General features: G+C 45.2%; 14 protein-coding genes. 10 read left to right on the top strand and 4 right to left on the bottom strand.

What is annotated here, in order from left to right:
- The first annotated feature begins 8 nt into the window (after window positions 1–8).
- The 4 genes from ACFQRK_RS05755 to ACFQRK_RS05740 all read left to right on the top strand — a co-directional run bounded on the left by ACFQRK_RS05755 (window position 9) and on the right by ACFQRK_RS05740 (window position 2,393).
- Entirely contained in the window at window positions 9–1,010 is a 1,002-nt protein-coding gene (locus ACFQRK_RS05755; RefSeq protein ID WP_379004653.1) for a glycosyltransferase, read from the top strand.
- Between the two features lie 119 nt (window positions 1,011–1,129).
- Window positions 1,130–1,378: a hypothetical protein gene (locus ACFQRK_RS05750; RefSeq protein WP_379004541.1), complete on the top strand. Its 249-nt coding sequence runs from the start codon at window positions 1,130–1,132 to the stop codon at window positions 1,376–1,378.
- On the top strand, window positions 1,375–2,142 hold the full coding sequence (locus ACFQRK_RS05745) for an MBL fold metallo-hydrolase (protein WP_379004540.1): 768 nt from the start codon (window positions 1,375–1,377) through the stop codon (window positions 2,140–2,142). Before ACFQRK_RS05750 ends, ACFQRK_RS05745 begins: the two co-directional genes overlap by 4 nt.
- A gap of 98 nt (window positions 2,143–2,240) precedes the next feature.
- Window positions 2,241–2,393 (top strand): lmo0937 family membrane protein, encoded by a 153-nt coding sequence (locus tag ACFQRK_RS05740; RefSeq protein WP_379004538.1) that lies wholly within the window; start codon window positions 2,241–2,243, stop codon window positions 2,391–2,393.
- On the opposite strand, the gene ACFQRK_RS05735 is transcribed toward ACFQRK_RS05740, so the two are convergent.
- Both ACFQRK_RS05735 and queA read right to left on the bottom strand, forming a co-directional pair.
- On the bottom strand, window positions 2,390–3,082 hold the full coding sequence (locus ACFQRK_RS05735; protein ID WP_379004536.1) for a 2-C-methyl-D-erythritol 4-phosphate cytidylyltransferase: 693 nt from the start codon (window positions 3,080–3,082) through the stop codon (window positions 2,390–2,392). The two genes, ACFQRK_RS05740 and ACFQRK_RS05735, sit on opposite strands and share 4 nt — an antisense overlap.
- 13 nt (window positions 3,083–3,095) lie before the next feature.
- Complete coding sequence (gene queA, locus ACFQRK_RS05730) at window positions 3,096–4,145, bottom strand: tRNA preQ1(34) S-adenosylmethionine ribosyltransferase-isomerase QueA (protein WP_379004535.1); 1,050 nt, start codon at window positions 4,143–4,145, stop codon at window positions 3,096–3,098.
- 171 nt (window positions 4,146–4,316) lie between these two features.
- Between queA and ACFQRK_RS05725 the strand changes: the two genes are divergently transcribed.
- Entirely contained in the window at window positions 4,317–5,564 is a 1,248-nt protein-coding gene (locus tag ACFQRK_RS05725) for an ABC transporter permease (protein WP_379004533.1), read from the top strand.
- 44 nt (window positions 5,565–5,608) lie between these two features.
- On the opposite strand, the gene ACFQRK_RS05720 is transcribed toward ACFQRK_RS05725, so the two are convergent.
- On the bottom strand, window positions 5,609–6,814 hold the full coding sequence (locus ACFQRK_RS05720; protein ID WP_379004531.1) for a pyridoxal phosphate-dependent aminotransferase: 1,206 nt from the start codon (window positions 6,812–6,814) through the stop codon (window positions 5,609–5,611).
- 102 nt (window positions 6,815–6,916) lie between these two features.
- Here ACFQRK_RS05720 and ACFQRK_RS05715 point away from each other — a divergent pair, with 102 nt between their 5' ends.
- Complete coding sequence (locus tag ACFQRK_RS05715) at window positions 6,917–7,888, top strand: cation diffusion facilitator family transporter (protein ID WP_379004530.1); 972 nt, start codon at window positions 6,917–6,919, stop codon at window positions 7,886–7,888.
- Here ACFQRK_RS05715 and ACFQRK_RS05710 read toward each other — a convergent pair whose 3' ends face one another.
- Window positions 7,889–8,767 (bottom strand): polyphosphate kinase 2 family protein, encoded by an 879-nt coding sequence (locus ACFQRK_RS05710; RefSeq protein WP_379004528.1) that lies wholly within the window; start codon window positions 8,765–8,767, stop codon window positions 7,889–7,891.
- Window positions 8,768–8,952: 185 nt separating this feature from the next.
- Between ACFQRK_RS05710 and ACFQRK_RS05705 the strand changes: the two genes are divergently transcribed.
- The 4 genes from ACFQRK_RS05705 to rimP all read left to right on the top strand — a co-directional run bounded on the left by ACFQRK_RS05705 (window position 8,953) and on the right by rimP (window position 16,237).
- Entirely contained in the window at window positions 8,953–11,232 is a 2,280-nt protein-coding gene (locus ACFQRK_RS05705) for a transglycosylase domain-containing protein (RefSeq protein WP_379004526.1), read from the top strand.
- Window positions 11,233–11,318: 86 nt separating this feature from the next.
- Window positions 11,319–14,432, top strand: coding sequence for a DPP IV N-terminal domain-containing protein (locus ACFQRK_RS05700; protein WP_379004524.1), 3,114 nt, complete (start codon window positions 11,319–11,321; stop codon window positions 14,430–14,432).
- A 449-nt stretch (window positions 14,433–14,881) separates the two neighbouring features.
- Window positions 14,882–15,658, top strand: coding sequence for a helix-turn-helix domain-containing protein (locus ACFQRK_RS05695; RefSeq protein ID WP_379004522.1), 777 nt, complete (start codon window positions 14,882–14,884; stop codon window positions 15,656–15,658).
- A gap of 108 nt (window positions 15,659–15,766) precedes the next feature.
- Window positions 15,767–16,237: a ribosome assembly cofactor RimP gene (gene rimP, locus ACFQRK_RS05690; RefSeq protein ID WP_379004521.1), complete on the top strand. Its 471-nt coding sequence runs from the start codon at window positions 15,767–15,769 to the stop codon at window positions 16,235–16,237.
- The last annotated feature ends 1 nt before the right edge of the window (window position 16,238 follow it).

The following is a 16,238-nucleotide window of genomic DNA, read 5'->3' as shown; positions in this document are numbered from 1 at the left end:
TGCAATCGATTTTTTTTTCCCTGATTATTCCGCTGTATAATCGACCACAGGAAGTTGACGAATTACTGGATAGCCTTACCCGGCAGACCTATAAGCGATTTGAAGTGTTGGTAATAGAGGATGGGTCCGTGCGCGACGCACGGGGAATTGTGGAAGGGTACCGGGATCGGCTTGACGTTCATTATTATGTCAAGCCGAACGAAGGACAGGGGTTTACACGGAATTTTGGTTTTGAACGTGCGCAAGGAGATTACTTTGTGATCTTCGATTCAGATTGCTTGGTCCCGTCTGATTATCTGACTATTGTGGCAGCCTACTTGCAAAAAACGCCATTGGACGCATATGGCGGTCCGGATGCAGCGCATGAAACCTTTACACCCATACAGCAAGCTATTAGCTATTCCATGACATCGCCCTTTACCACCGGAGGAATACGTGGTAATAAAAAGCATATCGGCACTTTCCATCCGCGTAGTTTCAATATGGGAGTATCGCGAAAAGTATGGGAACAAATAGGAGGTTTTAAACTCACGCGACTGGGTGAAGATATCGAATACAGCATACGGATCCAAGCGTCGGGGTTCAAGATAGGCTTGATTCCGGAAGCAGTGGTGTATCACAAACGTCGAACAGATTTCAGGCAGTTTTTTAGGCAGCTGCATTTCTTTGGGCGCGCCCGGATTAATATTTATAAGCATTTTCCAAAAGAGCTGAAACTTGTTCACTTTTTTCCTGCCGTGTTTGTTTGCTTTTTGTGCATATCGCTCCTGTTGAATGGTTGTTTCTTTTGGGAAACACCTGCCTCAAGGGGGTACATTCCTAACCTAGCGATGCTATCCGATGTGCTTATCGTCGTATACACATTTCTTATTTTTTTTCACTCCTGGATAAAAACGCGCCGTCTTCGCGTGGCTGCGCTTAGCGTCGTTGCTGCATATGTCCAATTGATTGCTTATGGTCTCGGATTTATGCAGGATTTATGGAAGCGCGTGTTTTTGAAGCGGACTTGATCTGGTCCGCGACAGCTCTTGCCGGGCTGTGGATAAAACAGTTTTGGGATTTCATGGGATGAATCGTATTTTGGCACGTCAAAAAGGAAAAATCATTGCTACCCAATACACAACATAGTTTGGAAAAACTGGAGTCCTTATTAAAGGAGTTTGGCTACCGGGTTCGGTATGAGAAGGGCAATTTCAAGACCGGTGCGTGCGTATTGCAAAGTAACAAGGTGGTGGTTGTTAATCGGTTTTCGAATTTAGAAATGAAGATCGGAGCACTGGTAAGTATATTACGCGACATGTCGTTGGATGAAGGTTCCTTGAACGATAAACAACGGCAATTTTTACGAAGTATCAAACAAACCAAACTAGCGATTTGACGATAAGATTTTTAGGAACCGGAACATCACAAGGTATTCCTGTAATCGCGTGCGATTGCGAGGTATGTAGCTCTTCAGATCCCAGAGACAAGCGCCTTCGTTCATCGGTATTGCTGCAGCTAGCCGATAAAAATATCATTATCGATACGGGGCCCGATTTTCGGTATCAAATGTTGCGTGAGCATATCGACCACTTGGATGCGATTCTGTTTACGCATTCTCATAAAGACCACATAGCCGGGTTGGACGACGTTCGGGCGTTTAATAGGCAGCAAGGGGGAGCTATTGATATTTATGGAACCCGTGAAGTGCATGAAGCACTGAAACGTGAATTTTACTATGCATTTGCCGCAAAGAAGTATCCAGGGGTTCCTCAACTGGAGCTTCACGAGATCACGTTGTCGCCTTTTTCCCTGTTCGGTGAGAAAATTATTCCCATAGAGGTCATGCATTACATGATGCCCGTGCTGGGCTTCCGATTGGGTGACTTTACGTACATAACGGATGCCAAAACGGTAAGCGATTCACAAGTCAGGAAAATTATTGGAACGAAGATATTAGTCGTTAATGCTTTGCAGCGGGATCCGCATATTTCCCATTTCACGTTGGATGAAGCGATTGCTTTCGCTCAACGTGTTGGAGCTGCACAAACCTACTTCACCCATATAAGTCATAGGCTGGGGCTACACGAGGAGGTAGACCGGGAGTTACCCAAAGGGATTTCACTGGCATATGACGGTCTGGTGTTGGATATGGCGCCCTAAAGTTTAAAACCATCGAAAACTTTTTTCCGGAATTGATGTTGTCATTATTGATTGTTAATCTTTATAAAAATCAATAATTACAATTAACCTCAGTAGTCATGGGAAATTTACTTTATGTTATCGCTGTTATTTTAGTTATCGTTTGGGCGATCAGTTATTTTGGTGGATACTATACAGGTGGAGTTATCCATATTCTGTTGGTTATCGCTATCATCGCTATTCTATTACGCGTCATTCGAAGTGCCGCTTAAACGTCAGCGCCCGATAAGATTGCCGCAATACGTAAATCTTCCGGGAAAGTAATCTTGACATTACGGGCATCCCCATTCACTATCGTGATGGGGTACCCTTTTTTCTCTACTACCGACGCGTCGTCGGTAAATATAGGGTCTGGATCTTGTTTATAGGATTCGAATAGTACGGGCCCCTTGAATGTTTGGGGGGTTTGCATGAGGTAAACCCTTTGCCTCGGATAAGCGTTATTTTTTAGGCCGTTCGCACTTTCCAACCGAACCGAGTCTGTACTTCGAATGGCAAGTGCTGCTGCACCGGTAAGTGCAGCCTGCTCAAATGTGGCATCTATCAAATCGGGCGCAATTAAGGGACGCACTGCATCGTGTATCGCAATAAGGCATCGCGAGAGGTCAACGCATCGATCCTGGACGGCTGCCAATCCGTTTTTCACACTTTCAAACCGGCTTTTACCCCCGCCGACGACGACGTGCGGGATGTCAAAGGTGTGTTTTTCGCAGCACTCTGACCAATAATCATGTTGATCCTGAGGGATGACAATAACGATTTGTGGTGAATGCTTGCTGCCGTAAAAGGCGCGGATGGTATGCATCATTATAGGTATTCCGTTCAGCAGTAAAAACTGCTTCGGTATGTTTGCGCCCATCCGCACGCCAACTCCGCCGCCGACAATAATCGCATAATTCATATGCACAGCGTGCTTAGATAATCAGCATCGCATCGCCGTAGCTGTAAAACCGGTACTTTTCTTTTACAGCAATTTCATAGGCGTTCATTACGTGTTCGTATCCACCAAATGCAGCGATCATTACCAGCAGGGTCGACTCAGGAGTATGGAAATTGGTGACCATACTATTGGCGATGCTGAAATCGTAGGGAGGATATATAAACTTACTGGTCCATTCATTTGCTGGTTTCAGATGCTTATCTGCCGAGACCGAGGACTCGATCGCCCGCATCGACGTGGTTCCCACTGCACACACCCGCCGTTTGGCGTCAATCGCCTTATTCACCGTCTTAGCTGCTTCTTCTGGAATGATAAACTGTTCCGAATCCATTTTATGTTTGGTAAGATCTTCCACCTCAACCTGTCGGAAAGTCCCTAAACCAACATGAAGCGTGATCTCCGCAAATTCCACTCCTTTTAATTCCAGCCGTTTCATCAGTTCGCGGCTAAAGTGCAGGCCGGCTGTCGGGGCGGCTACCGCACCTTCATGCTTGGCAAATATCGTTTGGTATCGGAATTTATCTTCGGGAGTAGCTTTGCGTTTGATGTATTTGGGGAGCGGAGTTTCTCCGAGAATTTCGATGTTTCGACGAAATTCCTCATCGGTTCCATCAAACAGAAAGCGTATGGTCCGGCCGCGTGACGTGGTGTTGTCCACTACTTCGGCTACCAACAAATCATCGTCACCGAAATATAATTTGTTACCTACGCGGATTTTACGGGCAGGGTCTACCAGCACATCCCATAGGCGCAATTCTTTATTTAGTTCACGGAGCAGGAATACCTCGATAGTGGCACCGGTTTTTTCCTTATTCCCATACATGCGGGCGGGGAATACCTTCGTGTTGTTAAGGATCATGACATCCTTGTCATCAAAATAATTCAGAATATCCTTAAATATTTTATGTTCGATTTTGCCGGTTTTGCGGTCAAGCACCATGAGGCGGGATTCATCGCGGCTTTCGGTAGGCTCATTGGCAATCAGGGATTCTGGCAAATTGAACTTAAACTGTGATAGCTTCATTGTTGATGTGAAATTTTAAGATGGGGCATTACGCATGCCATACGTATAAATTAGCGTGCAAAGTTACGAAATTATTTATTATATAATATGTTGTTTCCACTGCTTTATTGTCTGTATAAAATACTTTATCTTCGTTTGTAACTAACGGCGGAATTATCCGTCTATGGTCATATGGTATTGTTCCTGCGATTAATCGGCGAGAGTTTTGGGTTTGCGTTTTCGGCGCTCCGAGAAAACCGTACCCGGACGTTGTTGTCGCTGCTAGGAGTGACGATCGGTATTTTGATTATCATTGGGGTGTTTTCTGCGGTTGATACCTTACGGGCAAATCTGGAGAGCAGTGTTGAAAAGCTCGGCAGTAAAACAATATATGTCATGAAATGGCCCTGGGATGGAGGGCCCGATTTTCCGTGGTGGAAATATGTAAACCGGCCGGAACCTACGCTCCGTGATTACGAATCGTTGAAGTCAAGAATGACTACCGCAGAGGCAATTTCGTTTTCGATAGACATCGGAAATCGGACGGCACAATACCTTAATAATAACGTTTCGGGTGTCACAGTCACCGCCACTTCACATGAACTCTACAACATCCGCGATCTCGAGATTGTTGAGGGTAGGTATTTCACTGAATCGGAATCAAACCGGGGAAGTAACGTAGCCGTTATTGGCGCAACGATAGCCGAAGGGTTGTTTCCCAACATTGATCCCATTGGCAAATCCTTGAAAGTTCTGGGCAGGAAGATTACGGTTATCGGTGTGTTCAAGGAAGAAGGAGAGGGGATGATTTTCGACGTCTCAATGGATAATGTTATCATGATTCCATTGAATTTAGGACGCAACCTGATCAACATCCGAAGTTATGGTCCAGTCATTATGGTAAGTGCATTGCCGAATGTTTCATTGGAGGAGGCGGAAAGCGAGTTACGGGGTGTGATGCGGTCCATCCATCGACTGGGGCCCCAACAGGAAGATGATTTTTCACTGAACAAGACCACCATCATCACTGCCCAGTTAGACGCAATGTTTAAAGTGATTAATATCGCTGGCGGCGTAATAGGCGCATTTTCGATATTGGTTGGTGGTTTTGGTATTGCGAATATCATGTTTGTGTCTGTTAAAGAACGTACACACATTATCGGTATACAGAAATCCCTGGGAGCCAAGAACTATTTCATACTGTCCCAGTTTCTTATCGAAGCGATTGCACTGTGCCTTATTGGGGGCTTAATGGGGCTTTCTTTTGTCTATCTGCTGACGTTGTTAGTCAAATTTGTGTTTGACCTTGCCATTGTAGTCAACGTTTCCATGGTAATTCTTACGGTATTTCTTTCCACCCTTATAGGTCTTATAGCCGGAATTATTCCGGCAGCTATGGCCGCACGTATGGATCCTGTGGAGGCCATACGGAGCAAATAGTTTGTCGGTGTCGATGGGAGGCGCAAAAAAGGCGGGAAACTGGACTAAGCCAGTTTTCCCAATGCTTCTTTGATCCGACGTAGGGCTTCTTTCAGGTTTTCGTCCGATGCCGCGTAAGATAAACGAATGTAATTATTGTTGCCAAAGGAATCACCACCCACGGTAGCTACATGTGCTTCATTTAACAGGTAAAGCGCAAGGTCGGCGGAGTCTTTGATGACCTGGCCCTGAGGGTCCTTTTTGCCAAAAAATGAGCTAATATCCGGGAAAAAATAAAAAGCACCTTGGGGAAGGTTGGTCTTTACGCCCGGAATATCCTTCAGCAGACGATATACCAATTCGCGACGCCGCTCGAAAGCGTCCTTCATCTCGAGAACGGTATCCAGTCCTTGTTCAAGTGCGGCAATTCCCGCGCGTTGCGCAATGGAGCAAGTGCCGGATGTGGTCTGTCCTTGCAGTTTGTCATTGGCAGCAGCAATTTCTTTGCTAGCAGCTAGGTAACCGAGGCGCCAGCCTGTCATCGCAAATGCCTTAGAGAATCCGTTAATAAGAATAACGCGATCCTTGATGCTGTCGAATTGCGCAATGGATTCATGCTTGCCTATGAAGTTGATGTGCTCGTATATTTCATCGGAAATGATGTAGATATTCGGATGTTTTTCAAACACGCGCACCAATCCTTCCAGTTCTTCCTTTGTGTAGACACTTCCCGTGGGGTTGCACGGCGAGGAAAACATAAACAGTTTACTGTTAGGCGTAATCGCCGCTTCCAGTTCTGCTGGTGTGATTTTAAAGTCGCTATCGATCGTGGTGTTGATAAACACGGATCTGCCTTCGGCGAGTGTAACCATTTCTGAATAAGAAACCCAGTAAGGAGTTGGAATAATCACTTCGTCGCCAGGGTTGATCAACGTCAAAATGGCGTTAGAAAGTGACTGTTTTGCTCCTGTGGAGACCACAATCTGAGAAACATCGTAGTCTAGATTATTTTCGTTTTTTAACTTATTGACGATGGCTTTCCGTAATTCAGGATAACCGGGAACTGGAGAATATCGGGTGTAATTCTCATCAAGTGCCTGCTTCGCTGCCTGTTTTACGTGGTCGGGCGTGTTAAAATCAGGCTCTCCTACGCTGAGGCTGATAACGTTAACGCCTTTGGCAGCTAGTTCGCGGCCTAATTTAGTCATTTTAAGGGTTGCCGATTCGGAAAGATTGTTTATCCGGTCCGAAAGAATAGATGGTATACTCATGGTGTGCAAACTTAGGTAAATTTGAACATTTTACAATGGTTCCAGATTGAAAAATAGCTATTAATATTTGAATTAGTACCTTTGCCGGATTACCGCTGGGGTTTGAACAGACAGAAAAATATCATCCGGTTTGCGTTGGCTACAGGCATCTTATTGATGCTCATAAAATTCGCGGCGTATTTGCTGACCAGTTCCAATGCTATATTGACCGATGCGATGGAGAGCATCGTAAACGTGGTGGCTTCCGGTTTCGCTTTTTATAGCATTCATTTGGCAGCTCGCCCGAAGGACCAAAACCATCCATACGGACATGGGAAAGTTGAATTTTTTTCAGTTTTCCTGGAGGGGGGGCTGATTGCCATTGCCGGGGTTCTGATTTTAGGTAAAGCGGTATATAACCTGTTTTTCCCTGAAACGGTCGGAAACTTGCTGGAGGGGATCGGTCTCTTGGCGTTTACCGGTCTGGTCAATTTTGGGTTGGGTACCTTCATGGTGAAACAGAGTACGCAGCTGAATTCATTAACGTTGCATGCCGACGGAAAACATCTGCAGACCGATGCCTATAGTACGGTCGGCCTGCTGGTAGGCCTTACCCTAATGTATTACACCGGATGGATTTGGATCGATACGGTATTGTCCTTAGGGTTGGGTGCATTTATTTTGTTCAGTGGCTATAAATTATTACGGCGATCTATTGGCGGTTTAATGGATGAATCGGATGCAGCGTTGGTGGAGAAGGTCGCGGATATTTTGCAGGAATACCGGAAAGAGGATTGGATTGATGTGCACAACTTGCGTGTACAACGTTACGGACATGAATTGCATATCGACTGCCATGTTACGTTGCCGAATTATTACAATTTAGATAAAGTACACGATGAGGTTTCCGCAATTGATCAATTGATAAATAATCAGTTACATGCAAATGCCGAATTGTTTGTTCATGCAGATCCCTGTATACCGACCTGTTGCCACTACTGTCGCGTCAAGGATTGCCCCATCCGTAGCGAACCCCGAAGCAAAGACGTCCGCTGGGATAAATTAAATATCAGTGAAAATAAGAAGCACTTTTGATCACTCTTTCGTTAATTTTTGCCGGTAGGTTTTCAGTTTGTTTTTTTGGTCTTCGGGTAATTTGGGAAATTCCGGCTCCATCTTTGCCAGTGTTTCCACGATAATTTTACCAACTGCATACCGGGCAAACCATTTTTTGTCAGCCGGAATAATATACCAAGGTGAAGCAGGGGTCGCCGTGGCTGCAATGGCATCTTCGTAGGCGTTCATATATTCGGCCCAATGCGATCGCTCTTCTACGTCGGATGCAGAAAATTTCCAATTCTTGTATTTGTCTTCGATTCGGTCCAGGAAGCGCTTTTTCTGTTCTTCCTTAGACACATGAAGGAAAAATTTGATGATTTTGGTTCCATTGCGATGCAGATGAGCTTCAAATTGGCGGATGCTCTCGTACCGATCTTCCCAAAAGTGGTCGTCGAAATCAGAGACATTTCGGTAACCCGGAATCCGTTCGGACAGGTTGAATTCGGGATGCACCTTGCATACCAATACATACTCGTAATGAGACCGGTTATGAATGCCTATCCGTCCTCTTTCTGGGAGTGCTTTGTAATGCCGCCAAAGAAAATCATGCTCATAATCGTTGCTAGTGGGTTGCTTGAAACTGAATACTTGGCACCCCTGCGGATTGACACCGCTCATCACGTGTTCAATAGCACTGTCTTTACCAGCAGCGTCCATAGCTTGAAGAATGATCAATAAGCTTTGGGAATTTTCCGCATACAGCCGTTCCTGGTACTCTTTGAGCTCGGTTTGGAAATCGGCCAGGTCAGCCAGCGCTTCCTTTTTTTCCATAGATCCCGGGTCGTCAGTCCTATAGTTTTCCAGTTTAAACGACTTTCCCGAGGTTACGCCGAATTTTCCAATGATACTTGCCATAAGAGAATGATTAAAATAAAACGATTGCAAAATAAGATTTTAAGGGGTTAATACAATGAAATTGTAGCACAATCTGACGATCAGTCGTATATTATATCAAAACATTTCGTCATCTTTACCCGATGTTTAAGGAGATACGCAACCGCTATATACGTTACGTTATTATTATTGTTTATTCCTTGATCATGCTCGTCTGTATGGTGGAGGTGAATTTCTTGTGGCTGTTTGGGTATTCTCCCACATCAAGGGATATTGGTAAGCCTATCCAAAACATTGCGTCGGAAGTATATACTGTTGATAGTGTGCTTATCGGCCGGTATTTTAAAGAGGACCGATCGCCGGTACCATACGACAGCATTGCACAAAATGTCGTTAATGCATTGATTGCCACGGAAGACGTCCGGTTTTTTAAACATCACGGAGTCGATTTTTGGGCCATCTTCTCGAGTATTGTGTCCACTGCGCAAGGTGATAAACGGGGAGGCAGTACGATTACCCAACAGCTAGCAAAAAACCTCTATCGAACCCGGTACAACCAATCGGTTGGGTTGTTGGGCGAAATACCTGGTATCAATATTTTAGTCGTCAAGTTTAAAGAGTGGGTGACTGCATATAAGCTTGAGAGCCAATATTCTAAAAAGGACATTATCACGATGTACTTGAATACGGTGTCTTTCAGCAATAATGCATATGGCATCAAAACGGTAGCTCGCCGTTATTTCAATAAGGAAGCCAAAAATTTAACCCCAGCTGAGGCGGCCGTGCTCATCGGTATGCTCAAGGGAACAACGCTTTATAACCCAATTCGTAACCCTGACCGATCGCTTGAGCGGCGTAATGTGGTATTGGCTCAGATGCAAAAAGCCGGATTCCTATCAGAAACTGAGTATAACGAAGCAAAAGCCGCCGATCTGGGGTTGCACCTAGGCGAAGTTGACGAATTGGGCAGCGGTGACTCGTATTTAAGAACGGCAGTAGAGCGTTGGCTGGCCCCGTGGTGCGAGGAAAACGGGTATGACATGTACGTGGACGGACTGAAGATTTATACAACCATCGATTCCCGCATGCAGCAGCACGCCGAAGACGCTGTGGCTGAACAGATGCGAATTTTACAACAGCGGTTGGAAAATGCCTGGCAAGGCGAATTGCCCTGGCGGGACGCCGAAGGGAACGTCATTGAAGGTTTTTTGGAAAAATTGGCCGAACAAACTCCTTATTATCAGCAATTGGTGAAGACTTATTCCAGCAATCGAGATAGTATATACCATTATTTAAACATCCCTAAGGCAATGGAAGTATTTACATGGGATGGGCTTAAAGAAGTGCAGTATTCAACGTTGGATTCATTGGCCCATTATGCCAAAATGCTAAATGCAGGATTGATGTCTATGGATCCTTATAACGGCGAGATTAAAGCTTGGGTGGGCGGAATCAATTACCGATATTACAAGTATGATCACGTGGTTCAAGCGAAACGTCAGGCCGGTTCTACGTTTAAACCGTTTGCCTATCTGGCGGCGTTGGAAGCCGGTAAATCGCCTTGCGATAAATATACGGATAAGTATGTGCGCGTTGCTTATACAGAAAATGGAGAAGAAAAGATCTGGGAACCTAAAAATGCAGATTGGGTATTTAGCGGTCGCGAGATGTCCCTTCGTTGGGCCATGGGGCGATCAGTCAATTCGATCACGGCGCAAATAACCGAGGAAGTCGGGTGGGATAAGGTCGTCGACGCCGCTCACCGTTGTGGCATTACCAGTCCGTTGGCTTCAGTTCCGTCCGTGAGCCTGGGATCGAATGACGTCAATGTGTTTGAAATGGTAAACGCCTATGCCACGTTTATGAATAGGGGGCAACGTCTGGAGCCCTTGCTTGTGTCGAAAATAGTGGACTTTAATGGGAAAACTGTAGCTACGTTTAAAACAACAGTCACACAAGCGATCAGTGAAGAAGTTGCCTGGCTGATGGGATATATGCTCAGGGGAAGTATGGAGGAACCGGAAGGTACTTCTCAAGGTTTGTGGGAATGGGATTTATGGAAAAACAATAACCAGATCGGCGGAAAAACTGGTACTTCATCGGATTACGTGGATGGATGGTATATGGGGGTAACCAAAGACCTGGTTACCGGCGTCTGGATTGGATGCGATGAGCGGAGTATCCATTTCAGGAATTCACAGACGGGTGAAGGCTCTCGGACGGCCCTGCCGGTATTTGGTAAGTTTATGGAGAAAGTTTACCATGATGACGTACTCGGTTATGAGTACGGTCCTTTTCCTGAACCTGTGGTGGAGATCACCAGAAAATATAATTGTCCAAGTCCCCGTTTGCCACGACCTGATAGCTTGTCGTTGGACAGCCTTACGCCACTTCGCCTACCCGATACACCGTTGGAAATCCCCATAAATGTTGAAGAAATAGGTGAACAACTGGAAAATTCAACACTGGCGCCGCAAGAAGATTGAAATGGCGAAAATAATATGTTGTTAATAATTAAACTTTTTCACCGATATTCGTTCTAATTTTACGTTGTAATTATACACCCGTTTCCATGACTTACCTCAATCGATTTATCCGGCTCGTTGCGCTAAATGTTTTCGGTCTTATCATCCTCGGTCTGACTGCTGTGAATGTCCAAGCTCAGTACTTCGGCCAGAATAAAATGCGGTATAAGTCGCTAAAATTCAACGTATACCAAACCCCTCATTTTGATCTTCACTATTACCTCGAAAATGATTCGATGGTGAGGTGGATCGCTAAGGATGCCGAGGTATGGTATGAGTTGCACCAACAGGTATTCAGGGACACGTTTTTGAGAAAGAATCCGCTGATTTTATATAGTAACCATCCCGAATTTCAGCAAACCACGACTATACAAGGCGAGATTGGGGTAGGAACCGGCGGGGTGACGGAAGCATTCAAAAACCGTGTAGTTTTTCCGGTCATGCAGATCAATCACCAAACCCGACACGTACTTGGGCACGAATTGGTACACGCATTTCAGTATCGTTCGTTGATAGAGGGCGGCGATTCCACTCGCTTGGAGAATATCGGTAATATTCCGCTGTGGATGGTTGAAGGGATGGCAGAGTACTTTTCCATAGGGAAAAAAGATGCCTTTACGGCGATGTGGATGCGTGACGCGTATTTAAATCACGATATTCCATCACTGCGTGCGATGTCCGAAAACCCCAATCGGTATTTTCCGTACCGTTACGGACAGGCATTTTGGGCCTATCTGGGGTCTACTTACGGCGACACGGTCATTATGCCATTGTTCAAAGCCACAGCTATGTATGGGTATGAAATGGCAATCAGGCGGATATTTGGGTACGATGCGCAAACACTTTCCAATTTGTGGAGAAATACGATGGAAAATACCTACCGCAGTTTACCTATCGATACTGCGGTAACCCCGGTGGGACGTTCGGTGATCAACAGTGGGAATTCGGGGCGTATGAACGTATCTCCCGCGATTTCCCCGGATGGCAAACACATGGCATTTTTATCGGAAAAAAACCTTTTCAGTATTGACTTGTTCCTGGCCGATGCCCATACCGGCGGTAACATCCGGAAACTGAGCAGCAAACTAACCAATGAAGACATTGACGAATACAGCTTTATCGAGTCGTCCGGTGCATTTTCTCCCGACAGTCGAAAGTTTGCGTTCAGTGTGTTCAGCAGGGGCAAGAGTAAACTAATGGTGGTCGATGTCGAAACGGGTAAACAGCTTATGTTGGAGGCAATGGGCGACATCACCGAGTTTGCCAACATCGCGTGGTCACCGGATGGGGAAACCGTTGCATTTTCTGGATTAAAAAATGGCTACAGCGACATTTATCTTTATAACGTCGCAACCAAACAACTTACGCAGTTAACAAACGATGAATATTCGGATTATCAGCCTAGCTTTTCACGCGACGGAAAGCGAATTGTTTTCAGTACGGATCGAGTGTCATTGCAATCGGATTCCAGGAGCGTAGACATCCCGATGAATATGGCAATCGTTGATCTTGAAACAAAGGCGATCACCAATATTGACGTATTTCAAGGAGCGAATAATCTCAACCCCCAATTTTCGGCAGATGACAGCCAGGTTTACTTTCTTTCCAATAGTGACGGTTTCCGCAACCTGTACCGGTATACGGTGAAGAGCAGGAAAGTAGAACGTTTAACTCAATATTTTACGGGTATAAGCGGCATTACCGAATATTCTCCTGCGCTGAGCCTATCGGCGGAAGGAGATGTCTTGTACTCGTATTTCCGTAATAATGCCTACTCTCTTTATTATGCCAAAGAAGCTGATTTTGAGGGCGTGGAAGTGGACCCTTATGTAGTGAATTTTGACGCAGCAATGCTTCCCCCACCGGAGAATCTCGGCGTTGATGTTGTCAATGCCAATTTAAATAATTTTAACCTGTTTCAGCGAATCGGTGACAACCGGATTTCAGAGGTTCCGTATAAGCCGAATTTTAAGCTGGATTACCTGGCAAATAGCGGTATGGGATTGGCTGTCGGTAGCCGATATGGGGCCGGAATTGCGAGTGGTATCCAAGGTATGTTTTCGGACATCTTGGGGCATAATCAGATTTTTGCAGCGTTGTCCATCAATGGCGAGATTTACGATTTCGGAGGACAGGTCGCTTATATTAACCAAAAAAGCCGAATCAATTGGGGCGGCGCGATTTCGCATATACCGTATATGTCGGGTTACTCATTTTATAGTACTCGTGACGTGGGAAATGGCGATGAGCTCATACTGGACACTTATATGATTCGGACATTTCAACAACAAGCCGAAGCGTTCGGTGCCTATCCATTCTCCCGAAACCATCGATTTGAAGTGGGCGGCGCAATTGCTCGATACAGTTACCGCGTAGATCGGTGGTGGCAAAGCTATATCTATGGTTATGGCGGTAGGGATAAAGTATCTAATGAGGAAGCAAGCCAACTGTTCGGGGGCAATTTCAATGCGTTTGTCATTCAACAAATAAATACGTCTTTTGTCGGAGATAATGCCGTTTTTGGTATCGCGGCGCCTTTGCAGGGATATCGCTATCGGGTGGGAGCCGAACAGTACTTCGGCGACTACAACTTTACGGCGTATACGTTTGATGTACGTAAATACAATCGGTACCAGCCAGTTACCATTGCCGCAAGGGCCTACACATATATGCGGGCCGGTCGCCATGAGAACGCACTTTACCCATTATTTTTGGGGTATCCCCACCTAATCCGAGGATATGAAAGTGCATCATTTAGAAGTTCACAAGACGAACGGTTTAATTTTAATAGCTTGATGGGAACACGTATTGCGGTGTTTAATTTCGAAGTGAGATTGCCTTTTACCGGTCCCGAAAAATTGGCCGCCATACGGTCAGGTATGTTATTTTCCGACTTGAATTTATTTTTTGATGCTGGACTGGCTTGGAACAGTGATTCCAAGGTTGCTTTTCGGAGTACACCAAGATTTATAGAAACCATTCAAGGTGCAGGTGGACAGTCTATAGACGTTTACGAACGCGTACCGGCGTTAAGCGCGGGCCTCTCTTTACGCGTCAATTTATTTGGAGCCATGATCTTGGAGCCTTATTATGCATTTCCATTTCAACGGACCGATGTGCGCTTTGGAACGTTCGGGCTTAATTTTGCGCCGGGTTGGTAAGAGGTATATAACTCGGCACGAAGTGGTGTGATCGTTGATGGGATAGATCGGTGATTTGTAATACCGGTACTTAGATCTATCCAGTTCGGATTGTATTTACGAATGAGACGCTCCTTTTGCATGCGGGTATAACCGCTCAATTCCTGAAATCTCCTTAACGCCATTTCCTCGGAGGGCAGCGATTCCTGATATACCAATCTGGAAACTTTTGAACAACCACTTAGGAAAAATCCAGAAAGACATTTAGCGCTATTTATCGCCTTATTAAGGTCACTGGACAATCCAACATGCAGGCAGGTACGGTTACAGTCGGTAAGGATATAGACAAACGTATTCATGATGTGAAAAAATATTTAACGATTATATTTTTGTACTTAAAGATTAATTGCTAACTTTATTGGCACAATAATACTAATTAATTTAGTGAATCCAAATTTATTTTAAACTTTATGTCTACGATTGCTAACAATCTTAAATACCTTCGCAAAAAAAAGAAGCTTACCCAGCAACAGTTTGCGGATGAAATGGGAATCAAACGCGCGTCGGTGGGAGCTTATGAAGAAAGTCGGGCCGAACCTAAATATGAATTGCTAAAGAAAATTGCCGATTTCTATGAGTTGACGATGGATGAGTTGGCAAATGAAACGATTAACGATAAGTGGAAACCTACGCCTCGGGGCAATGCCGCCAATGTCAGGGTTTTAAGTGTCACTGTGGACGGAGACGATCGGGAAAACATTCAGCTGGTCCCTGTGAAGGCCAGTGCGGGATACCTTAATGGCTATGCAGATCCTGAATATATAGCGGATTTGCCTAAGTTTAACCTCCCCATGTTCAGGCAAGGTACGTATCGCGCTTTTGAAATCAAAGGGGACTCTATGCTTCCGCTACATCCCGGGAGTGTCGTGATTGCGGAGTATGTCGAAAATTGGAATGAGGTGAAACCTGGACAGACGTATGTCGTAATTTCCCGAAATGACGGCGTGGTGTATAAACGGATTGCTTTCAAGTATAAAGAAGAGAAGGGTTTAAAATTATTGTCGGACAACAAGACATACGAACCCTATTGGGTGCCGGCGGCGGATATCTTGGAAATATGGAAAGCAAAAGCGTACATCAGCACCCAGCTGCCCGAACCGAATCCGGAGCCTACCATGGAAACGCTGACAGCCATGATGGCCCAAATGCAAAAGACCATTAGTCATGTGGTGGATAAACGGGAATAGCAGATTCCGCAGATTTTTATTTGTCAAACATTTTACTTATCTTTGCATCATCTTGGAAGAGAGGGGACAGCAATAGTCCCCTTTTTTAATGGTTCACATTGTAAAAGAATGTCACGATCTATAGAAGATAAGGTAAGAACGTTGGTAGAGGCAAAAATTGCCGATCGGGAAGATCTCTTTTTAGTGGGGGTGAAAATGCATCCCGGCGGCCGATTGGAGGTGCTTGTAGATGGCGATCAAGGAATAGGGATACAGGAGTGCGCTGAGATCAGTCGCTATGTCGGATTTGAGCTGGAGGAAACGGATGCGGTTGGCCATGCCTATCGACTAGAGGTTTCTTCGCCCGGTATCGATACCCCCCTTGCTTCCGTGCGGCAATACCGAAAAAATATAGGACGGAATGTGCAGATTTTATTGAATGAGGGGATGGCCAAGGAAGGAGAGCTGGTAGAGGTTACGGATGATCTGATTATCATAAAGGAAAAAATAAAGGAAAAAGGGAAGAAGGCTGTCGAACACCAAAGCACAATCCCGTTTGAAAGTATTAAGACAACAAAGGTGTTAATTTCGTTTAAATAAA

The organism is Parapedobacter sp. GCM10030251, from assembly GCF_042666505.1.
Taxonomy (GTDB): Bacteria; Bacteroidota; Bacteroidia; order Sphingobacteriales; family Sphingobacteriaceae; genus Parapedobacter.
Note: the sequence above shows the minus strand (reverse complement) of the source record. Positions and strands in the feature narration are given on the sequence as shown.